This is a genomic window from Shewanella waksmanii ATCC BAA-643 (genome assembly GCF_000518805.1).
Lineage (GTDB): Bacteria > Pseudomonadota > Gammaproteobacteria > Enterobacterales > Shewanellaceae > Shewanella > Shewanella waksmanii.
On sequence record NZ_JAEH01000013.1, the window covers coordinates 69,641 to 90,729 of the forward strand.

Here is a 21,089-nt window from a genome sequence, read left to right on the forward strand (position 1 = left end):
GTTACTCACCTAAATTATTCATCAACACTGCATCCGCCGCTGATGGCGTACCTACAGTGGAAAGTTGTGACTTGAGAAAAGTTTCTAACTGGCCACTTTGTCCCATCCAATCGAGCCAGCTGCGATACAGCGCCGACTCCAGCGATAGTCCAGCCAAATAGCTGCTGGCGAGCTGACGCTGACCCGTCAAATAGTCACTGGTACTGATATCGCCTGACTGCCACTGCTGATCCATTGCTTGGTCGGCGCCCTCAATCGAAGTGAGTACTAACTCTCGCCAATCACTATAACGTCGTTGTAATCGCGGTAAGCTCAGAGAAAATAAAGCATGCCCTTGGGCAATTCGACGTTCATCAATCAGGTAGGTGTGCTCTGCCACTGCAATACCTTGGCTTGCCACGGCGACATCTTGCTTGTAGGTGTTACGAAATTGCAGAGGAATAGACACGCCAATGCCAATCTTATTCTCATCACCTTCGCGCTCAGCACTGAGGCTCAGCGTTGGATCGGCTGCGGTATCGGCTTTTGCTTGCTCTACAGCGAGTCGGCTCAACATCACTTGTTGATAAGCGCTCTTTAACGCAGGCAGCTGTGCGGTGACCTGCGCGGCAGAATCAGACAACGACAGTTGCTCAATAAAGTCATCAAATGCGATATCTTGACGGCCAAAAATCATCACAACTTGAGAGTCAGCACTAATAGATGCTTGCTCGGCGAGGGCAAAATCAGCCGCTTTACTGGCCAAGTCAAGTTGCATCATTTGCAGTTCAGCCAGCGATAGATCGCCCACTTGCACTTGCTGCTGAGCAATATCTAGCTGCTGCTTTGCGGCATCAAGCTGACCTTGTTGAAACGCCAATTGCTTGCGGCTCTGTGACTGCTCGACCAAGGCGAGTAATGCCTGCGCTAATGACTGGCTACGTGACACTGCAATCTCAGCTAATTGGATCTGCGCTTGTAGCTGCGCGCGACGAGTAGCGATACCGCGTTTATCGCCCCAATCCAGCGTTTGGCTTATATCCAGTGAATAGGTGTCTTGGTCTGCATTTTGGTAACCCAAACCTAGTTCAGGGTTGTAGACAGCCTGATCGGCGGCCTGCACCATTAACTTAGCTTGTTGGTACTGCGCTTGCTGCGCCTTAATTTCAGGTTGCTGCTCAAATTGCTGCAACATTTGTGGCAACCAGCGCGCAAACGTTGGGTTAGCACTGTGTGCCTTAGCAGCGATGGGGGGCTCAGCTGCTGCAACGGCGACCGACATACTTGCCGGCATTAATAGGCCTAACATTAGGCCCGTGATGATAGTGTGTTTCATCATAAATCCTAGCGCTTATATTGCCTTTTAAATCACCGCCACAAAGGGCAGTGGAAGATAAAAAGCAATCAATACGAGATATCACCGCAGCTAAGCACGCACGCGAACGCGCACATGACCGGCTAAGGTAATAGTGGTTTTTTAGTTAGGATTTAAGCTATTGGGGGGCGGTAAGCAGGTTGCTGCTCCGGCGGGAAATAATCTTCAACTAAATTATTGTGCCCCTGCGACAGCGGTACCGATGGCACCACAACCACTTGGGAGATCAGTGTCAGATGACCACCGTGGCATTGGCAATCTAAACATAAGTCGAAGCTTTTAGTTTCGACTTTAGTCACTAGATGTTGATGCTGCTTGGGTTCAAGCTCTGTGGCTTCACAAACGCAATCAACGCACTGCTGCAGGCTTTCCACTTGTGCTGTAAATTGCAGGTGTGGGTGATTGTCTTCCTCTTGGTCATGGGTTCCCAAATGCAATTGATGCGCGCCTAAGTTAGCACCAGCAAATTGCAGTGCCACTATCGCGACCATAGCAATGGCGATTTTGTGGAATAGTTGACGCAAAAAGTAGCTCAAACAACACCTTTAAGGAGTGGTAGTAACTAATGAGTGTTCATTAGCAAGTTATTCAATCTGACAGGTAGTGTAAATGTAAGTTCATTTAGCGCAAACAAATTTGCGCTGAAAGTGCCAATTTGTGATGCAATTGACACTTGCACATCAAGCCACAATCACTGTGTTAAAATACGCAGTGCTTGGTGTAATCAGCGGCCTCATTGGCAGTCCAATCACCTTTGGGCTTGTCATCCATCTGCTTACACCACTTCTCGCTGCCGACTTCAGGTGCGCAGCCGCTTAAGCTCAGCGTTAACAGCGCGGCAGAGGCTAAAACTGTAGATTGACGTACAAACGAAGATAAACCTGACATGATATTCCCTTAATACTAAAAATTGTCGCGCAGTAACGACTGCGACATACTAGACGAGTGGCTGTTTAGCACTGATCCAATCGATGGCGAGCTGCTTGTCATCCAGTGGATACCAAGCCACCTCAGCTTGCATAAATGGCCCCATTAATCTGACCGCATTACCAAACCAGTCGGGCCCACCGACGAGCACCAATGCATCACATGGCGGCAATTGTACCTCACCTACACCAGAAAGTGAGTCACTTTGCCAACCTTCTAACAAGACGTCAGCCTCAATATACAAACACACCTTACCGTGCTCTTGTCGATATTGGTCAATAATGGGCACAATTTGCTTACCATAGTCTTCGGTCGACAAACGGCCGCTGGCAAATAAACTCAGCACGCCTTTGGTAATATCGGCGATTTGACATAACATAGCTGCACTCCCACAGGGATAACGAAACGGGCTGCCCAAAAGCAGCTTAACCGGCCTTAGGTCAAACAGGGTAAACTAAAACCGACATCGAACACCATGATAAAAATCACTAATCGAGTACAACTGGCAGACAATGAAATCGAATGGCAGTTTATTCGCTCAAGCGGCGCAGGCGGCCAGCACCTCAACAAGGTATCGACGGCGGCGCAGCTGATTTTTGATATTCGTCAATCGTCACTGCCTGAGTTCTATCAGCAAGGTTTACTCAACAAGGCTGACCATCGCATCACCAAAAGCGGCAAAGTGATCATCAAGTGCCAAGCCAGTCGTAGCCAAGATGCCAACCGCCAAACTGCCCTTAATCAATTTATCGAACTTGTCGCCAGTGTGGCGCAGGTGCAAAAAAAGCGCATCGCTACTAAGCCAACCAAAGGCAGTCAAAAACGCCGAGTAGAAGCCAAAAAACAACGTGGTGCCACCAAAGCCTTACGACAAAGTAAGCCAAAGTACTAAACCGCTACTTGCTATCACCACGAGTTGCGCCGCCCCACTGACGTCAATATCCCTTGTTATGATAAAAATTCAAAACCTGCTTGAAATGGCTGCGATTTATTAGCAAATAACGTACATTAGGGGTAATACTAGAGTTAACTTAATAACGTACAAAGGGATGCACAATGAGCAGTCAGGCTAAAATATTATTGGTTAATGGCCCAAATTTGAATTTACTTGGCCGACGTGAACCCGATGTATACGGCCACCAAACCTTAGATGATATTGTTGAAGAGCTAAAACACAGTGCCCGTGAACGCGGTGTGGTGCTTGAACATATACAGTCTAATGCCGAACACATGCTGATTGATGCCATTCACGGCACCGATGCGGATTTTGTCATTATTAATCCCGCCGCCTTTACCCATACCAGTGTTGCCCTGCGTGATGCACTGCTGGGCGTTGCTATCCCGTTTATCGAAGTGCATTTATCTAATGTCCACGCCCGTGAGCCTTTCCGCCACCATTCCTATTTATCTGATAAAGCCATCGGAGTCATTTGCGGTTTAGGGGCTAAGGGTTATCACTACGCCTTAGATAGCGCAATAGGCCAACTTGATACAGCACCAACGTTAACGGCGCAAAGGTAACTCCATGGACATTCGTAAAATTAAGAAACTCATTGAGCTGGTCACCGAATCAGGGATTGCCGAGCTAGAAATTACTGAGGCTGAAGGCGCAATTAAGATTAAAAACCAGCCCAACAGCGCCCCACGAGTCACGCCTCAAAGCGTGCAGACAAACACTGATGACCAACTTCAAGAACCTGAGTTCGGCAGCAAACAAGTGAGCGTGGACGATGCCAATGTGGTGGTATCCCCTATGGTTGGCACCTTTTACCTCGCACCAGAACCCAACGCAGAACCGGTAGTGGCCATTGGTGACAGTGTTGAGATTGGCGATACCCTGTGCATTATCGAAGCCATGAAAATGATGAACCAGATCCAAGCCAAGTATGCCGGTACCGTGACAGACATCTTGCTACAAAGTGGTGATGGCGTAGAGTTTGACCAGCCACTGATGATTATCACACCACGTCAGTAGCAGCGAATATTGCATGGATAGCTTAGCACCAATCAAACGAGTACTGATTACCAATCGCGGCGAAGTGGCTTTGCGCATTCTACGCACATGCCACCAGCTCGGTATCGAAACGGTGGCGGTGTATTCAACCGTTGACAAAAACCTGCCCCATGTGGCGCTGGCCACATACTCGGTATGTATTGGTAACGGCCCCAGTCAACAAAGTTACTTGAACTCGCAAGCCATTCTCGCTGCGGCTGACTTACATCAAGTGGATGCCATCCATCCGGGTTATGGCTTTCTGTCAGAAAATGTCGAATTTGCTGAGCAAGTCGAGCAATGTGGTTATCGCTTTATCGGCCCCAGTAGCGATGTGATCCGCACCATGGGCGATAAGGTCAGTGCCATTGCCACAATGCAAGCCCATGGCGTTCCCACCACACCTGGCTCAGATGGTTTACTAGGTAACGATTTAACCAGCAATAAGCAGTTGGCAACCGACATCGGCTATCCAGTGATCATTAAGGCCACTGCAGGCGGCGGTGGCAAAGGGATGCGGATTGTTAACCACAGTGATGAGCTCGGTGCGGCCATTGAGCTAACGCGCGCCGAAGCTGACGCAGCCTTTGGCAACAAGGGGATTTATTTAGAGAAGTACCTCACCCAGCCTCGCCACATCGAACTGCAACTGTTAGCCGATAAACACGGCAACGTTCTGTGTTTAGGGGAGCGTGACTGCTCTATGCAGCGCCAGCAACAAAAAGTCATTGAAGAAGCGCCCGCCATCAATTTTAGCGAAACACTGAGACAACAGATCAGTGAGCTGGCCATCAAAGCGTGCCAAGCCATTGGCTATTGCGGCGCAGGAACCATAGAGTTTCTCTATCAAGATGACCAATGTTTCTTTATGGAGATGAATACCCGCCTACAGGTCGAACACCCAGTAACTGAGCTAGTGAGCCATATCGACATTGTTGCCGAGCAGATCAACATTGCATCAGGTAAGCCATTAGCGTTATCTCAGCAGCAGGTCAGGCTTCAAGGCCATGCCATTGAGTGCCGCATTAATGCCGAACACCCACAGAGCTTTTTACCCAGCAGCGGGAAAGTGACTCACTTAGTCATTCCCGGCGGAATAGGCGTACGTTGGGACAGCCATTTATATACTGACTATGTGGTGCCCCACCATTATGATGCCATGGTGGCTAAGTTAATCACCTACGGTGACAGTCGTCAGCAGGCCATCGAGCGTATGCAACAGGCCTTGAGCGAATTACACATCGCCGGAATAGACACCAATATTGCCCTACTACGCAATTTACTCACCGACCCAGGTTTTATTGAAGGTGGGCAAGCTATTCATTATTTAGAGCATTGGTTGGCAAATGTTACTCACGCTTAACCACCCAGGCAGCCTTTTGAGTTGCAGCCTGCTGAGAAACTTAGCTGCAGTGTTGCTACTGTGCATGCTAATAAGCTCGCCGCTATCGCTCCACGCCGCTGCTAATAAACCCGACCCACTGCAACAACTCAAAATCAGCGCCTATGATGGCGCGGCTAAAGGCTATGTTGATGACAAGGCCTGTGCTACCTGTCACGCCAAACTGTTTGAAAGCTATCAAGATGTAGGTATGGCGCGCTCTTTTGCTGCCCCCGCTGATGCGGTGTTAATGGAGCGCTTTGGCGAAGAGTATTACCACGCTGAGTCATCACGCTATTACCGCATCGACAATCAAGACCGTGAGCTTATCTTTCACCGCTACCAAAAAGATGACCAAGGCAATCGCATTAATCACTTCAGTGTTGGCATTGACTGGATTTTGGGTTCGGGGTATCGCGCCCGCAGTTATCTCTATCAAAATGATGCCGGTGAGCTGTATATGTTGCCCCTAGGCTGGTACGCACAAACTCAGCAATGGGCCATGTCGCCAGGGTTTGAAACCAAACACCATTTTGGCGTGCAGCGCCAAGTTAAGCGCGAATGTATGTTTTGTCACAACGCTTACCCCGATGTCGAGGCAAAGAGCGATAGTCCATTCGCCGCGCACTTGTTTCCAGAGCAATTGCCACAGGGTACAGGGTGTCAACGTTGCCACGGTCCTGGCGCCAATCACATTCGCGCCGCATTAAACGCACAACCAATTAGCAAAATCCATGGCAATATCATCAACCCAGCAAAGCTGGCGCCCGAGCAACGTGACTCGGTCTGTTTTCAATGCCATATGCTACCTGCTGTGAGTATGGTCGGCGTACGGGATTTCGACAGCCCGACCTACAGTTTTCGAGCCGGTGACAAGCTCAATGATTACCTTGCCCATGTGGAAGTGACCCAAGCCAATGCCGACAAGAAACAGCATTTTGAGATTAATCACCATGGTTACCGTTTTTGGCAGAGTGAGTGTTACCAACAAAGCCAAGGACAATTGGCTTGCATCAGCTGCCACGACCCCCATGTAAAACCTCAGTCACAAGCCTTTCGAGCCCAAGTCTCACAAACCTGCCAACAATGTCACCAAGGCATCGAAGCTAAACACCCTGCTATCAGTGAGCTGAAACACATTAGTGTCAGCACCGATTGCGTCAGCTGCCATATGCCAACAACCAGAACTCAAGATGTGATCAACGTGACCATGACCGATCATAAAATCAGTCGCGGGCCGTTTGATCTTAATGCGCTGATCGCACCAATTAACAAACAAGACCCGATTATTACTGATATCAATTTATTGCCATTTGGCGAGGTGGCAACAGGCGTAAACGCGCAGTTAATCCGGGCCACAACCGTACTAAGAACCAAAGCCAACGCAGATGCGGCGGATGCGTTAAAGCACTTGTTAGTCAAACACCAGATTGACTCGTTTGTCCCTTATGTCGATTTATTGGCTGCTGAGGTAAAACTTGAGCGCTATCAGGCAGCTATCAACACCGCCAAGCACATATTAAACCAGCCCAATGCACCGCAATTTACCACGCTATCTTACCTTGGCATCGCCCTACTTGCAGAGGGGCAAACTGAGCAAGCCATCAAGGTGCTGTCACACGCCATCACCTTAGAGGACGATCCTAAAAACAACTACAATTTAGGCATCGCGCTATTTAATCAGCAGCAATATACTGCGGCAAAAACTCAGTTTGAACGTACTATAGAACTGCGCCCAACCATGCACAGCGCCTGGCTGTTTTTAGGTAAAGTACACCAGCAACAAGGCCAAGTCGCATCCGCCATAGCCGCCTTTAAACAAGCCCTGGCAATTGCACCCGACTTTGAAAAAGCCTACACCGAACTGGTTCAGCTTTTAATCAAACAACAGCAACTGAGCGAAGCAAAACGCTACCTGCAGTTGGGGCTGAAATCAGCACAATCAACAACTAAGCTGCAGGCTCTGCAAGATAGCCTTTAACTAGGTTTCACCAAGGTGAGATTATCCATGGCCTCATGGATAGTTGCAGGTTTTCGCCTCCAGCGGGGTTTGGTAGTCATCTACCTGATGGATAGTGGCAGGTTTTCGCCTCCAGCGGGGTGGGGTTATCCATGGCCTGATGGATAGTTGCAGGGTTTCTCCTGCACGACGGGGAGAGTTTTACCCATGACCTGATGGATAGTTGCAGGTTTTCGCCTCCAGCGGTGGGGTTATCCATAGACTGATGGATAGTGGCAGGGTTTCGCCTGCACGACGGGGAGAGTTTTACCCATGATCTGATGGATAATTGCAGGTTTTCGCCTCCAGCGGGGTTTGTGCAGATACTTGCTCGGCACGCTGTAAACCCATCCATGGGCGCTCTACGACAGCATCCATGCTGTCAAAGGCCTCAACCGCATCTGCACTTGGTTATTTTGTATCTTCGAAGTAAACCGTTCTAATTAATAAGATCTTTGACCAAAAGACACTTAACCCTAAAGCCAATAACTATTTCTGGCCATGTTACTTCTAACTTAAAAGGCGACTAAACGAGCTCTTTGACTATTCTAAGGTGCTGCAAAAACTCAGGAGCTTTCACTAACCCTTTGTTCCAGAATAGCCGAGACGTTGACATTTTATCTGCAAGCTCAGAAGTTAGGTATCTATAGCTTTCTACTAGCCTATCGCTACCAATAGGAGAGTTTTTCTCTGATGCTAGTTTCGCTGCATATGCTTGGATGTGCTGACGCATCTCAAATTTAGCAGTTTCTGGTGCTTCTTCCTCAATGTTACAAAAATCCAAAAACTCACTTACTTCGGTTTTAGTCTCATTGCAAAGCGCTAGTATTCCTTCAAGATCAGCAACACAACAGAAGTGGACGTTTTTCAGAGGTATATTGCCAGCAACCGCTTCATCAATTCTTTGCCTAAATTCACCCCCTAAATAGGAAGCGAGTTTAACCCCATTGCCAAGGTAGAAGTCTTGATGAGTCACTATGAGAGCATATCTGTTGTCAAAATCAGCAAGCTCATCAAAACCAACGCTACTTAACTTTTCTGCACATTCACCCGCTTGTTTAATACCTTTCAGGTGAGTATCCCTTAACTTGTCTTTAATAATGTTGCTCTGGTCAGTCACTAGAATTTTTTGGTTGGGTTCTACACCCTTTGCATCAATAAATATCGAAGTTCCCTTTCGCTGATGTAAGAAGTCGACAACCTTGCCTTGGATTTTGTTATCTCTGTAGACTTCTTTCAGCAGCTCTTCTCTTGTCGTCTCAAAATCATATGCATCAAAAACATATGCTAAATAATCTTCAAACTCTTTAGTAAACTTGCCTCGAAAACCACTAGAATCAGCAGTTCTAAGCGTTCTGAGAACAAACTCGCTCAAGCCGATACTTGCAATGTATGGATGAGCTGTTGATATACCCTCAGGTAGAATGAGTATTGGTTTCTCAAGTAACAGTGGTTCAGAAAAATACTCTTCAACTCTTACATCTCCATCGCCTCTAGTTTCTCCCCTTCGACTTTTCATCAATTGTTGCAGCTGTTCAAAGTTTGCCCCAACTAAACTGAGATATTGTTTAATCACAGCGACTGGATATGCAGGTGAGAGTTTAGGCAAAAACTCTCTGTACTTAATGACAGGACTTTTAGACGAATCGAATATAGAAAAGAAAAACACCGATAAGACAAAAAAATCTTCCAAATCAATATCCGTCTGAGCTTGGAAGCTATCTCGAAAAGACCGACTTGCACCTTCATTGCATATTATTGAGAACAACCTTATCAAAAAATAATTGTGTACTATCTGGTTCGTTTGAAATCTTAATTGAGGTAGTAAGAACGCTCTTAGAGACAACCAAACATTATCTTCATCGGCAAATTTTATAGCTTTTCCCTGGAGCGACCAAATTTTGTTCAATATATTCCAAACATCTTTTTCATTAGCAGGAATAGCGCTTTGATAGGGTTCTAGCTCTAATGTCCACTCAAGCATTAGGCAAACTATCCAAGGTCGAGCTATTGCTTTTGGTTCATCAGGATATACGGTGTGTAACCGAGTCAATAAATGTTGTACAACAGATTCTTTTGTGTAGCGTTTTATCGAGTTTCTTATCTTATGAGCATCTTTACTAAATGACATTAAATAACTCCATGATGACTGAATTAAGCCACTATAAATAGGAGCAGAGTAAACTTAATTCATTGAAAAGACACTGCTGATTTCAAAGCTACTTAGCTCTCTTTAAACTAGCTTCATGTTTGAAAAAAAAGTTAATCGAAGAGACATTTAATCCAGTGTAGATGCGGCTGAGGCCTTCGACAGCATGGATGCTGTCGTAGAGCGCCCATGGATGGGTTAACAGCGAGCCGAAAAAGCATCTGCACATAAGCCTGCTGCAGGCAATAATTATCAATAAAGAGAGCTACCATCAAACACCCCCCCCACTGGAGGCGAAAACCTGCCATCCCCATCAGGTCATGGGCAACCTACCCCATCTACAAACCAAACACTTAAGCACTTTTGGCCACAGGCAGTGGTTGCAAATACTTATCAACATCCACCTCATCAATTTGGCTGGGGTCTAAAAACTTATGGGCATAGTCGAGGTAAATGCCACTGCTGAGGAATAGCTTAAATAAATCCATATCTAAGTGTTGATCGAGCGCCATCTTGTGCAAGATATCCACCGCGACACTAATAGATTTGGCTTTCTTATAAGGTCTGTCTGCGGCGGTGAGTGCTTCAAAAATATCCGCAACAACTAAGACCCGCTCTGGTATCGATAGATCATCAGCGCTCAACTTACGCGGGTAGCCAGTCCCTTTTAGCGTTTCATGATGGGTAGATGCGTAGCGTGGCACCCGCGCTAGCTCTGGTGGGAACGGCAGGTTTTCTAGCATCTTAATGGTACTGGTAATGTGTTCATTAATTTTAAAGCGATCTTCGGCGGTTAAGGTACCGCGGGATATCGCTAAATTATGTAGCTCACCTTGGTTATAAAGGTGTTCTGGCACCTCCATTTTAATGCCAAATTTGGCATCAAACTCCACCGGAAAATCACGTTTAATAATATGCTCTGGCTTGTTACTTAACAGCATTTCAGTAACCGGCAGCGGCTGGGATGCCTGTTGATATCGCAGCTCTTCCACCGGAGAGAGGCCGAGCTGGTCGTCAAAGTGGCGCTGCCAGGTTTGCTGCGACAACTGCTGTAACTTGTCGACATGCGCTTGGCTCATAAACTCGCCTCCCACATTGGCGTTAGCGATAAACTCAAAGTCCTCATTGAGTTGCTGGTAACGCGCCTGCAACTCAGTATCGAGTTGTTGGCGGTTATCAGGGTTTTGCACCAATTGCTGTAGGTAGTCAATATGGGCATCGCGTCTTAGCACTTCAAAGCGCATCCTGATCTCATGAATGCGGTTATAGATGGCCTCTAATTTACTGCCCTTATCGACAATATGTTCAGGTGTGGTGATTTTTCCGCAGTCGTGCAGCCAAGCGGCAATCCGAAACTCGCGCTGTTCATCTTCGCAGGTAATTTTAAAGTCTTTAAACGCATCTAGGTCACTGTCCGATGCCTGCTGCACTAACATTAAGCCCAGTTCAGGTACGCGGTTACAGTGTCCGGCGGTGTAGGGAGACTTATCATCAATCGCTTGTGCAATCAGCCGGATAAAGGCCTCCATTAACTCTTTCTGGTCGGCTTCATATTGCTGTATCGACGATGACATAGACACCATTGAGCTTGCCAGCTCATCAATTTCAGCAATATTGGTCTCTATATGTTTAACGCTTTTAAATCGGCGGTGCTTAATTTTCTCATTTTCAACCGCTAAGGCATTGATGGGGCGAATGATGGGCGAGGCAAACAGCCAAGAGATGGGCATGACGATAAATAAACAAGCGACGGTTATCAGGATTGAAGTGCGAATTTTTTCATCACTGGAGGCAAACAGCTTACTTGCCGGCACAACCACAGCGTACTTTTCACCACTTTGTTCGCTACCAAACGAAGTGACATAGACAAAAGTATCGACGCCGTTTAGCTGGGTTTTAATCAGCTGGTTTTGCTGAGACTCATCTTCTGCAATCGCAATTAACTGCTCGTAAGGCACGGTCCCTTGTGGTTTAAAACTATCTTGGTCGCCTTTAGCAAACCACTTGTCCGCCAGTGCACGACGTTGGCTATCAGAAATATTGTCTATAGCGGCATTTAGTATGGGAATAAGCGGGGTGTTTTTGCCTTGTAGCACCATGTAAAGGCCTGTCGGCGGCACTTGGTCACCAAAACTCACTTGTTCGTGATACTGCAAATTATCGATAAAATAGCTCTGAGCGGTATAGTGCAAAATAATGCTGTTATCTAGTGCAGCAAACACTTCACCGGCCTCAACGGCTAACAAAATGGCTTGAGTAGAATCCAATTCGACGATTTCAATCGCGGGAAATGATTGCTTAATCACCTGAATAATCGACCATCCCCGTGGTATGGCTAGCTGCTTGCCTTCAAGTTGTGCTAAATGGGTCACCTCGGCCTCGTTGGGCTGGGTGACGACCGCATAATGTAAATCGAGAAAAGGTTGCGTAAATTCACCTAGGCTTTCATTTTGCTCAGTTAGCATAATGGAGTGCAGCATATCGAGCTCTTCCAGCATGTAACTGTCAACCAGCTCGTTCCAGGTATAGCCATTAACAAAGTTAAACTGCAGCCCAGTCATTTCCGCGACCATTTTCAGCAGGTCAATACTGTAGCCCTGAGGCTCACCCGAAATAGTAAAGTCGATGGGCGCCCAATCATTCTCGTTGGACACCATTAGCTCACCGGTGTTGAGTACAACAGCTTGCTGCTCGACACTTAGCAGAAGCTGTTGGCTCTGCGGCAATACAGTGTTGAGCTGCGGTTGGCGATTTGAAGCGATAAGCTCACCACTGTTTTTGTACAAGTAGCTTTCTAATTGAGTTTGATCGCCTTGAGAAATGAGGTAATCACTTAAAGTAGACAGGGCAATATCAACCGCTAATACGGCGCCCGAGTCGGGCAGTTTGATGGAGTAAGTTTGCCCCGGTGCTTGCAGGTTTTGAAACAGGTAGGGTTCGGTTTTGTTCACCCTGTCACGCAAAGCACTGCTAAACCACGGTCGCAGGCGGGCGTCGTACTCTGTTACTTGTTGATGACTGGTGCGCGGCTTAAATTCACTGTCTAAGTATTGATAATTCTGAATCCGTTCACCGCCGTCTTCGGTTACTGTGATCACCACCCAGCGGTCTAAATGCGACGCTTGCAACTGAGCGCGTACAATCGGATGCGCATCAAGGTTGATCAACTCATAAAAGCTGCCGTCCGCTAAGCCCACATATATGGCATAAAACAGTGGGTTAATGGTCATCACTTCTGCAAAGGTATGATAGGCTTCGAGGTTGAAGTTACCGTCGATCACTAGGTTATCAACACTGGCGAGCAGCTTAGCGACGTTATTAGCCTGAATATCGATTTGGGTAATGTACTGACTGGTGCTGTCTGCCGCTTGGTTGTAGTGCTTTAATGCAGACTCAGTGGCCATCTTGTGAGAAAAGTAATACTGTAAACCGATGGCGATGGCGGCCGTCATACAGGTGGCCAATACAAATATCCCTACTACGGTAAACCGAATGGTAAACCGTTTACGCTTGCCGTTCCCCTGCACGCTCATGTTATCTCCCTATAGTTCAAGGCAATCCTTGAATGCTATTTAGTCTATTGAAAGAATAACATTTGGTCAATTTAGCCTTTATTCGCGTAATTATCCAAAAATAAGCCGATTTAATGCAGTTTTCAGTTGGTTCAACTACCCCTTGATTCAGCCAATACTACGGACTTTTTTTGCGCCAGCTTTCAGGTAACTGCATCTGCCCCCAAAGCGAATCACACAATTGCTGACGTTCGTGCCAGCGCCCTTGCAATAGCCAAGGCACCAGTGAATCTCCCACTTGCGGATAATCGATTGGCGCTGGCATGGGTGACTTAAGCCAGCGCCGCAATGCTTGGCTGTCGAGAAAGGTCATACTGTCTGCGGCGCCTAGTAGCTCTAGCGCCGCCACATTTGAAAGCTGTTCAAACTGGCCATGTAGTGGCTTCACCAACAATTTTTTGCCCAAAGTAAGCGCTTCGCTTGCCAATTCGAACCCAGCGCTGCTAATCACGCCACCACTTTGGGCCAGTTTGTGTTTAAAGCCATCGCGATTAAAACCCGACCACTGAATATGTTCGGGCGGCGCCTGACTAGGTTCACTGCCATGAAACACCGCAAACTGATAATCATCAAAGGGGCTTAATAGCGCCACAATATCGTCGGCCGCCTCAAAAGGCAGATAAACAATGATCTTTTGCAGGCAATGACTGACATCGCCATCAACTTCAACAAACGGCGGTAAGATAGGAAAACCAAAGTGATGCCAATGACAACCTAGCGCGATATCCACTGGGGCAAAATAGTTCAGCAACATGTCGTTAAACCAGTTGTCGCCAACTTTAGGCACTGCAAATTTCAATGCCGCCTGATGACTCACACCAATAGAGGGTATCCCCTGACGTTTAGCCGCCCAGGCAGAAACAGGTTCAAAGTCATTGAGTACCACATCATAGCGGCTCAAATCGAGGGCGCGAATATCATTCATTAATGCCAGCAACGAGTTCTGCATTGCGGTTTTGGGCACACTTACTCGACCACTTTGGGTAGCAAAGGTCAGCCCAGATTGCACTTGATAGTCACCAAAACATTGCATATCAAAAAATTGTGACGCTTGGCGACCAGAAAAGAAGAAATCGACGTCAACGTTATGTTTCTTCAACGCTTTAGCCATCACTCTGGCGCGACTTAGATGGCCATTACCCGTCCCTTGTACACCGTACAATATACGCATAGTTACAGTCCTGATTATGAAGCTAGAAAGGGAAAAGCAAGATAAACGCTAGTGATGCCTAATAGCGCACCGGCAAGGATATCTAATGGGTAATGTACCCCTAAAATAATGCGAGACAAGCCAATGACTGCAGCCCAAGCAAAGGCTAGAACGCTCCAATCTGGATAGATCAGAAATACCACGGTAGCCATGACAAATGCCGCACCAGTATGACCTGAAGGCAAACTAAACTTATCTGATGGTTCAAATGCGGCTAGCTGCACGTCAAACTCATCTGACATAGCAGCGTGGCAAGGGCGAATTCGTCTGATGCTATTTTTTAGCAAAAAGTACAGCGGCAGCTCCAACATAAAAGCCGCGAGGGCTAAACCGAAGAAGTTTTCACCTTGGTGGCTGAGCAGTAACAGTACCGTACTGATATAGAGATACATAGGTCCATCACCGGTCGATGAGATCCGCTTGGCGAGTGGACGTAACCCATGGCGTAAGCCAATTTGAGTTACTTGGCAATATATGTGTCTATCAAGCTTGGCGACAGACTCAAACATAAAAGGCTCTCAACTAATTGCAGTTATTAGTTGAGAGCCTAAAAAATGACCGTGACGCCGAGGTGACAGGCAGTCTAAAGTTTTGTGACAGTCTTTACGCCGTGGCGACGGCTTTATGTGAACGCTCGCGATACAACTTGATGAGATGATAGATATTAATGCAGGCAACAAAGGCATTCATTCCCGCTACAGGCCATGCTGAGATGTAGACTCCGTAAATAACGAAAAGTGTACAACCAGTAAAGTTAAGGCAACGTAACCAGATGATATCTTTCATCATTAACGAGATAGCCACCATCACTGACGCAGAATAACCAATGAGTTCGATTGTTGAAGCTTCCATAAGGCACCTTTTTCGAGGCCCTCTGCCATCCCTAAGCTAACTGGGGGATCCGTGCCCCTAAAGCGAGTAAGTTAATTCAAGACTGCAAACATTCTAACAAACGATCAACTAAGTTGTAATTAAAATACGTTATTTAATGACCTAAATCATGTTTTTTGCCCAATTAAACACCAGTGGGTAAAAGTTAACAACATCGAGGCAAAACTCAGGGTGGATCGGCCATAGCGTGATTGATAACGCTTTTCTTTTTAAGAAACGCTTATATACTGGCAGTAATTAAAGAAATACTGCGAAAACTCAGTAGATTGCCTTTCAACAGGAGTATGACTTATGGAATACAACACCTCAGAACTTTGCGATAGCAACTTAGACTCAGTCGATGTTGTCGAACCCATGTTCAGTAATTTCGGTGGTTGTAGCTCTTTTGGTGGTTCTATTAGCACAATCAAATGCCACGAAGACAATGGCCTTATTGCCGATGTATTAGAGCAAGAGGGCGAAGGTCGTGTGCTGCTGATTGACGGTGGCGGATCTCTACGCCGTGCATTAATTGATGCCTCTTTAGCTGAAATAGCAGTGAACAATAACTGGGAAGGTATTATCGTTTATGGTGCAGTGCGCGATGTTGATGCCTTGGAAGATTGCGATATTGGCATCCAAGCGTTAGCTTCTATTCCGGTTGGCGCTGATGGCCATGGCATTGGCGAATTAGGGATTCCGGTTAACTTTGGTGGCGTCACCTTCTTGCCGTTGGACCATGTCTATGCAGACAACACAGGGATTATCCTGTCGCAAGATCCGTTAGATATCGACTAATCTAACCGCAAAAACAGTAAGGATGACGGCTTTTTCAAAGCTTAGTCATCCTTTTTTTGCACGATGATTTTAACTATAAGTGCTTACTCAAAAACGCTTCAAATGCTTTTAGCGTGGCCATCCGGTTTTGCTCTATTTCTAAATAGTGATTGCCATTTTCCAGCTCGATGTATTCAACCTCTTTGTCATAGTCACTTAGCTCATCAAACATTTCCCGACTATGGTAAACATCCACGACTCTATCTTTATCGCCATGAATTAACAGCATAGGAATATTAACTTGCTTAGCAAAGTTAACCGGGGATTGTTGCTCTAATTTATCAGAGTCATCGCCTAGCTGCTTTTTAACCACTTTATAGTTAGTGAATCTGCGTGCTTTACGCACAATATGCTCCAAATCGGAAACCCCTGCAAAGCTGGCGGCACATTTAAACGGTTGTTGTTGGGTCACCGCGGCTTGCATGGCGGCATAACCACCGTAACTAGCCCCAAGTATACAGATCTTATCTTTATCAATGGGGTAATGCTCTGCTAACCAGAATGCCGCATCAGCAAGGTCGTGCTGCATCGCCCCGCCCCACTGCTGAATCGATGCCATTTCAAACTCAAAACCATAACCCGATGAGCCTCGAAAGTTGGGTTCAATCACGGTATAGCCACGACTGGCAAAGAACTGACTGAACCAGTCAAAGCCGCCGTAGTTTCTTACCATAGGGCCACCATGGGGAATCACCAATGCTGATTGCTTAGCCTTTACGTTGCTTGACGGCAGAGTGACATACGCTTCCAGCTCAAGCCCATCACGGGCCTTAAACACCACTTTTTGCTTGTCGGATAACGGCTGCTCCACCAACAGCGGATATTCATCAAGAATGTAATCAAGACCTTTCGCTCTACGGTCACCTAAGTAATAGGTGCCTGGTGATGTAGGATTACTGGTATATAGGATATAACGATTTTCATCAGCACTTAAACTCATGATGTTGTTGTAAGCATCGGGAATCGCCTTATTTAAGGCTTGTTGAAAGCGTGCATATTTTTCATCAAAAAACACTTTACCGTTAGCGGCTTCGCCATGGTGAACACCAATAACATCTTTGCTAATCTTCGAATAAATCAACGCCCCTTCAACGTCGTAATTATCATCGGCATAAACCAATTCTCTCGGTAAATCGGCCTTAGCTAAGTCAACGGTAAAGATGGCATAACGGCCGTTATGCAGCGAGCGGATATACAAGGTGTTTGGGTTTACGCCGAAGCCTAGTGGGGTAATATCTGGGTTATCAAATAGTTCATATTCCCAGATTCTACGCCACTTTTCGGTATCGATATCAAAGAGTAGAAAAAACACTTTGGTGTCGTCGATACCATAACCGAGTCTGAGTCTATGTTGTTGATCAGTTAGCCAACTATGGATACCACTTCGGCCCTTTTGAATCAGCTTACGTTTAAGCCTGGAGTTCAAATTCACTTTGTAAACATCAGGCTGGTTTGCCACTTTAAGATCAAGCGCCATCAAAATGTAATCTGGCTCATCTGGCAAAATATCGACAATAGTGTCTTGGAATTGGGGACGATGTTCACGTTCTCTTAATTTGAGTACTGAACGAATATCACTGGGCTCATTAAGATCGACCTTTAACAATCGTGACTCAGAATATTTCATTCCTCGCCTATCAATCGGGTAATTGGCGCTGACCAGCAAGGTATCGTCATTGGCCCAAGTATACCAATCCATCTTAAATTTTTGATTGTCAGTCGACACCAAATAATCCACTTCCTGCTTACCCACAGCCTTAACACCGAGATAACTTTTGCCTTCATGATGAAGTATAAAAGCGAGAGAATTACCGCTTGGAGATAATTTAACTTGTTCAGACTGGGGCAATAAGCCAAAAGCTTCGACGGGGAGCGACTGAGTGTTGACGCTCAAACCAGTTACTAGCAACAGCAATGCAAAAAATCGGTGCATCCATTCCTCTTATTATTGTTCTTCCAATGAAACAACCATGTTATCAAAACGCTGTAATTAAAAAAGTACCAAAAACGAAAAACTGATTAGTTACAGTAAACTAGATTAGTTTTTAGCGCCAAACTTTAAATGAATTGCATGGCAATAGTGCTATAAGTCACAATATGCCCACTAATGCTAATAAGAAAACAGAGTACCTATGCCACTATTTTTGCCCTTTACCGACACTGAAATCACGACGCTACTCAGTCCAAGAGCCGGAGAGCAAAAACTTGGACAAACCTTGCAATCATTTGCTGATCCAATCTCGACTGCGGACCAATATGTCGCTGGGTTACAACATGCTAAAAATCAGGGAGTACGATTCGTCATAATTGGTATTGGCGAGGATATCGGCCCCAGAGCCAACTTAGGACGTGGTGGCGCTGCTGACGCCTTTAATGCCACCATGGCACAGTTACTCAATTTGCAATCCAACCGTTTTCTTAGCGGCGAGCAACTCCTTGTAGCTGGGCAGCTAGACACAACAACAATTGCCAGTGAAAGTGATCTAACCACTACCAATTTACGTATTGAGGTAGAGAAGCTAGATGAGCTAGTAATCAATGCGGTAACGCCAGTTTTTGAGGCCGGATTAGAGCCCATCATTATCGGCGGCGGCCATAACAATGCTTTTGGCCTACTGACTGCCGCTAAGCAAGCAACAGCGAAAAAAATAGCCGCGGTCAATTTAGATCCACATTCAGATTTCCGCCCCCGTGAAGGGCGACATAGTGGCAATGGCTTTAGCTACGCTGCAGCGTCTGGAGCACTGGGGTTTTATCATGTACTAGGCCTACATGAGTTGAAAAATAGCGAGCAGACATTTGCACAATTGGAAGCATTTGGTGGTAGCTGGCATTCATTGCAATCTATATGGGTAAGACAAGAGTTGAGCCTTAATCAAGCACTGGATGAGATTGTCGGTATTCTCAAAGACAGTCAGTTACCCGTCGCGATTGAGTTAGATTTAGATGCCATAACCAATATGCCAAGCAGCGCTGCTACCACAGCAGGCATACCTTTACTGGATGCACTGAGGTATGTGTATCGCCTTGCTAATGAAACTGGCGCCCATTACCTGCACCTCGCAGAAGGCGCTCCACAATGCCATGCTGCGGGCGTTGATGCAGGCTATAGAGAGGTGGGACAAAGTGTCAGCGAACTGATATTTGCTTACATTCAAGGCCGCAACGCTTGCCAATATTTAGGCTAGCACGCAGTTATCCATCAACTGGATTGGCTTTATCACGTTTCTATGATGTAATGCGCAGTCCAAAAATTTGAAACTCTGCGCTAAGCCGCATTTTTTCAAACTAGTTAAGGTTTTTATTAACTTCGATCACAATGTGACCGACAACAGATTCAGTAGGGTGTATCAATCACATACACTCGCTACTTACATTTGCCATATACAGGAATACATAGATGTCTGAGGGTCCACAAAACAGTACACATTTTGGTTATAAAACTGTCGACACTGAGCAGAAAGCCGATCTGGTTGCTGACGTATTTCATTCTGTCGCTGCAAAATACGACATTATGAATGACGTGATGTCATTTGGTATTCACCGTATGTGGAAACGCTTTACTATTGAAGCGGCCGGCGCACGTCCGGGCATGAAAGTATTGGATCTTGCCGGGGGGACTGGTGACTTAACGGCAAAGTTCTCTCACCTTGTTGGCCCTAAGGGCGAAGTGGTATTGGCTGATATTAATGATTCAATGCTTAAAGTAGGCCGTGAAAAGCTACGCAACAAAGGCGTGGTAGGTAACGTGAACTACGTACAAGCCAATGCCGAAGCACTGCCATTTCCAGACAATCACTTTGACATTATCACTATCGCGTTTGGCTTGCGTAACGTAACGGATAAAGATTCGGCGATTCGTTCCATGCTACGTGTACTCAAGCCGGGCGGAAAGTTACTTATCCTTGAGTTCTCAAAGCCTCAACACGAAGTGATGCGTAAGGTTTACGATATGTATAGCTTTAAAATTCTGCCAAAAATGGGCGCATTAATCACCCAAGATGCAGACAGCTATGAGTACCTTGCTGAATCGATTCGTATGCACCCAGACCAGGAAACCCTTAAGGGCATGATGGTTGAAGCGGGCTTCGAGCAGGTGGAATACACCAACATGACCGATGGTATTGTCGCCCTTCATAAAGGCTACAAGTTCTAATTTGAGCAGTAATATTGGGTTAACCATGAAACGCGACTTATCTTTACTGGTCTGTGGCGCTATAGAAACTGCGCTCGATAAAATCTTAACCCAATCCCATGAAGCCTATGCCAAGTCGCATACGCTTCATGGCAAAGTGCTTTGCTTGCAGTTAAGCCAATTAGATTGGCCAATCTACCTCATTTTCTCGAAAAACGTTCAAGTCTACAGCCGCTATGCCGGTGACGTGACCACCACGGTTTATGCCGATATCACCACCTTATACCAGCTTACTGAAGGCGCTAATCTTACTGAACTCATCAAACAAGATAAGCTGCGACTTGAAGGCGATTTAAACTTACTGCAAACCTTCAGTCATCTATTGCAGAATATCGACATTGATCTCGCTGAGCCTATTTCCAAGTATCTCGGTGATGCCCCCACCCACCTGTTGCAACACGGGTTTTCGCAGGCTAAGCAGACCTTAACGCAAGTTTTTGTCAAAAGTCGTGACCATGTAGGGCAATTAACCACCGAAGAATACCGCTTAGCACCGCATAAACTCGAATTTATCCATTTAAGTGATAGAATCGATGAGCTTGTGGCGGACGTAGATGCCATAGAGCAACGCATATCAAGGTTAACTAATAGGACGTAACTCT

The 21,089-nt window shown here is 46.2% G+C and carries 19 protein-coding genes; 9 read left to right on the forward strand and 10 right to left on the reverse strand.

All coding sequences use genetic code 11. The features are described from left to right. Position 1: 1 nt before the first annotated feature. The 4 genes from L865_RS0108165 to L865_RS0108180 all read right to left on the reverse strand — a co-directional run bounded on the left by L865_RS0108165 (position 2) and on the right by L865_RS0108180 (position 2,660). A complete protein-coding gene (locus L865_RS0108165; protein ID WP_028772775.1) occupies positions 2–1,315 on the reverse strand; it encodes a TolC family protein in 1,314 nt (437 codons plus the stop codon). Positions 1,316–1,467: 152 nt separating this feature from the next. Further along, complete coding sequence (locus L865_RS0108170; RefSeq protein WP_037470824.1) at positions 1,468–1,890, reverse strand: hypothetical protein; 423 nt, start codon at positions 1,888–1,890, stop codon at positions 1,468–1,470. 163 nt (positions 1,891–2,053) lie between these two features. Then, positions 2,054–2,242 (reverse strand): DUF3012 domain-containing protein, encoded by a 189-nt coding sequence (locus tag L865_RS0108175; RefSeq protein ID WP_028772777.1) that lies wholly within the window; start codon positions 2,240–2,242, stop codon positions 2,054–2,056. 49 nt (positions 2,243–2,291) lie between these two features. After that, positions 2,292–2,660 carry a SpoIIAA family protein gene (locus L865_RS0108180; RefSeq protein ID WP_028772778.1) on the reverse strand — a complete coding sequence of 123 codons (369 nt, stop codon included), beginning with the start codon at positions 2,658–2,660 and terminating at the stop codon, positions 2,292–2,294. 96 nt (positions 2,661–2,756) lie between these two features. On the opposite strand from L865_RS0108180, the gene arfB reads away from it, so the two are divergent. From arfB to L865_RS0108205, 5 genes are all read left to right on the forward strand, one after another. Then, positions 2,757–3,173, forward strand: a complete 417-nt coding sequence (gene arfB / locus L865_RS0108185; protein ID WP_028772779.1) for an alternative ribosome rescue aminoacyl-tRNA hydrolase ArfB — start codon at positions 2,757–2,759, stop codon at positions 3,171–3,173. A gap of 164 nt (positions 3,174–3,337) precedes the next feature. Continuing rightward, positions 3,338–3,802, forward strand: a complete 465-nt coding sequence (gene aroQ, locus L865_RS0108190; protein WP_028772780.1) for a type II 3-dehydroquinate dehydratase — start codon at positions 3,338–3,340, stop codon at positions 3,800–3,802. A gap of 4 nt (positions 3,803–3,806) precedes the next feature. Beyond that, the gene (gene accB, locus L865_RS0108195) at positions 3,807–4,256 is read left to right on the forward strand and encodes an acetyl-CoA carboxylase biotin carboxyl carrier protein (RefSeq protein WP_028772781.1); all 450 of its coding nucleotides are present in this window, start codon (positions 3,807–3,809) and stop codon (positions 4,254–4,256) included. A gap of 13 nt (positions 4,257–4,269) precedes the next feature. Beyond that, the gene (gene accC, locus L865_RS0108200) at positions 4,270–5,637 is read left to right on the forward strand and encodes an acetyl-CoA carboxylase biotin carboxylase subunit (protein WP_028772782.1); all 1,368 of its coding nucleotides are present in this window, start codon (positions 4,270–4,272) and stop codon (positions 5,635–5,637) included. Continuing rightward, positions 5,621–7,636, forward strand: a complete 2,016-nt coding sequence (locus L865_RS0108205; RefSeq protein ID WP_028772783.1) for a tetratricopeptide repeat protein — start codon at positions 5,621–5,623, stop codon at positions 7,634–7,636. Before accC ends, L865_RS0108205 begins: the two co-directional genes overlap by 17 nt. A 544-nt stretch (positions 7,637–8,180) precedes the next feature. On the opposite strand, the gene gapS1 is transcribed toward L865_RS0108205, so the two are convergent. From gapS1 to L865_RS0108230, 5 genes are all read right to left on the reverse strand, one after another. Further along, positions 8,181–9,785 carry a GapS1 family protein gene (gene gapS1 / locus L865_RS0108210; protein WP_028772784.1) on the reverse strand — a complete coding sequence of 535 codons (1,605 nt, stop codon included), beginning with the start codon at positions 9,783–9,785 and terminating at the stop codon, positions 8,181–8,183. Positions 9,786–10,156: 371 nt separating this feature from the next. Next, a complete protein-coding gene (locus L865_RS0108215; RefSeq protein ID WP_028772785.1) occupies positions 10,157–13,336 on the reverse strand; it encodes an HD domain-containing phosphohydrolase in 3,180 nt (1,059 codons plus the stop codon). A gap of 157 nt (positions 13,337–13,493) precedes the next feature. Beyond that, positions 13,494–14,546 carry an MJ1255/VC2487 family glycosyltransferase gene (locus tag L865_RS0108220; protein ID WP_028772786.1) on the reverse strand — a complete coding sequence of 351 codons (1,053 nt, stop codon included), beginning with the start codon at positions 14,544–14,546 and terminating at the stop codon, positions 13,494–13,496. Between the two features lie 14 nt (positions 14,547–14,560). Continuing rightward, a complete protein-coding gene (locus tag L865_RS0108225) occupies positions 14,561–15,094 on the reverse strand; it encodes a phosphatase PAP2 family protein (RefSeq protein WP_028772787.1) in 534 nt (177 codons plus the stop codon). A 94-nt stretch (positions 15,095–15,188) separates the two neighbouring features. Next, complete coding sequence (locus L865_RS0108230) at positions 15,189–15,437, reverse strand: YgjV family protein (RefSeq protein WP_028772788.1); 249 nt, start codon at positions 15,435–15,437, stop codon at positions 15,189–15,191. Between the two features lie 330 nt (positions 15,438–15,767). Here L865_RS0108230 and rraA point away from each other — a divergent pair, with 330 nt between their 5' ends. Continuing rightward, positions 15,768–16,253: a ribonuclease E activity regulator RraA gene (gene rraA / locus L865_RS0108235; RefSeq protein WP_028772789.1), complete on the forward strand. Its 486-nt coding sequence runs from the start codon at positions 15,768–15,770 to the stop codon at positions 16,251–16,253. A gap of 73 nt (positions 16,254–16,326) precedes the next feature. Here rraA and L865_RS0108240 read toward each other — a convergent pair whose 3' ends face one another. Next, the gene (locus L865_RS0108240; protein WP_028772790.1) at positions 16,327–18,225 is read right to left on the reverse strand and encodes an alpha/beta hydrolase family protein; all 1,899 of its coding nucleotides are present in this window, start codon (positions 18,223–18,225) and stop codon (positions 16,327–16,329) included. Between the two features lie 199 nt (positions 18,226–18,424). Between L865_RS0108240 and L865_RS0108245 the strand changes: the two genes are divergently transcribed. From L865_RS0108245 to L865_RS0108255, 3 genes are all read left to right on the forward strand, one after another. Beyond that, positions 18,425–19,480 (forward strand): formimidoylglutamase, encoded by a 1,056-nt coding sequence (locus L865_RS0108245; protein ID WP_028772791.1) that lies wholly within the window; start codon positions 18,425–18,427, stop codon positions 19,478–19,480. A 212-nt stretch (positions 19,481–19,692) separates the two neighbouring features. Further along, a complete protein-coding gene (gene ubiE, locus L865_RS0108250) occupies positions 19,693–20,448 on the forward strand; it encodes a bifunctional demethylmenaquinone methyltransferase/2-methoxy-6-polyprenyl-1,4-benzoquinol methylase UbiE (RefSeq protein WP_028772792.1) in 756 nt (251 codons plus the stop codon). 25 nt (positions 20,449–20,473) lie between these two features. Further along, positions 20,474–21,085, forward strand: coding sequence for a ubiquinone biosynthesis accessory factor UbiJ (locus L865_RS0108255; protein ID WP_028772793.1), 612 nt, complete (start codon positions 20,474–20,476; stop codon positions 21,083–21,085). The last annotated feature ends 4 nt before the right edge of the window (positions 21,086–21,089 follow it).

Excerpts from the sequence above, each read along its gene's own strand:
- L865_RS0108165 (WP_028772775.1), bottom strand. The coding sequence starts at position 1,315 with ATGAAACACACTATCATCACGGGCCTAATGTTAGGCCTATTAATGCCG.
- L865_RS0108175 (WP_028772777.1), bottom strand. The coding sequence starts at position 2,242 with ATGTCAGGTTTATCTTCGTTTGTACGTCAATCTACAGTTTTAGCCTCT.
- L865_RS0108180 (WP_028772778.1), bottom strand. The coding sequence starts at position 2,660 with ATGTTATGTCAAATCGCCGATATTACCAAAGGCGTGCTGAGTTTATTT.
- arfB (WP_028772779.1), top strand. The coding sequence starts at position 2,757 with ATGATAAAAATCACTAATCGAGTACAACTGGCAGACAATGAAATCGAA.
- aroQ (WP_028772780.1), top strand. The coding sequence starts at position 3,338 with ATGAGCAGTCAGGCTAAAATATTATTGGTTAATGGCCCAAATTTGAAT.
- accB (WP_028772781.1), top strand. The coding sequence starts at position 3,807 with ATGGACATTCGTAAAATTAAGAAACTCATTGAGCTGGTCACCGAATCA.
- accC (WP_028772782.1), top strand. The coding sequence starts at position 4,270 with ATGGATAGCTTAGCACCAATCAAACGAGTACTGATTACCAATCGCGGC.
- L865_RS0108205 (WP_028772783.1), top strand. The coding sequence starts at position 5,621 with ATGTTACTCACGCTTAACCACCCAGGCAGCCTTTTGAGTTGCAGCCTG.
- gapS1 (WP_028772784.1), bottom strand. The coding sequence starts at position 9,785 with ATGTCATTTAGTAAAGATGCTCATAAGATAAGAAACTCGATAAAACGC.
- L865_RS0108215 (WP_028772785.1), bottom strand. The coding sequence starts at position 13,336 with ATGAGCGTGCAGGGGAACGGCAAGCGTAAACGGTTTACCATTCGGTTT.
- L865_RS0108220 (WP_028772786.1), bottom strand. The coding sequence starts at position 14,546 with ATGCGTATATTGTACGGTGTACAAGGGACGGGTAATGGCCATCTAAGT.
- L865_RS0108225 (WP_028772787.1), bottom strand. The coding sequence starts at position 15,094 with ATGTTTGAGTCTGTCGCCAAGCTTGATAGACACATATATTGCCAAGTA.
- L865_RS0108230 (WP_028772788.1), bottom strand. The coding sequence starts at position 15,437 with ATGGAAGCTTCAACAATCGAACTCATTGGTTATTCTGCGTCAGTGATG.
- rraA (WP_028772789.1), top strand. The coding sequence starts at position 15,768 with ATGGAATACAACACCTCAGAACTTTGCGATAGCAACTTAGACTCAGTC.
- L865_RS0108240 (WP_028772790.1), bottom strand. The coding sequence starts at position 18,225 with ATGCACCGATTTTTTGCATTGCTGTTGCTAGTAACTGGTTTGAGCGTC.
- L865_RS0108245 (WP_028772791.1), top strand. The coding sequence starts at position 18,425 with ATGCCACTATTTTTGCCCTTTACCGACACTGAAATCACGACGCTACTC.
- ubiE (WP_028772792.1), top strand. The coding sequence starts at position 19,693 with ATGTCTGAGGGTCCACAAAACAGTACACATTTTGGTTATAAAACTGTC.
- L865_RS0108255 (WP_028772793.1), top strand. The coding sequence starts at position 20,474 with ATGAAACGCGACTTATCTTTACTGGTCTGTGGCGCTATAGAAACTGCG.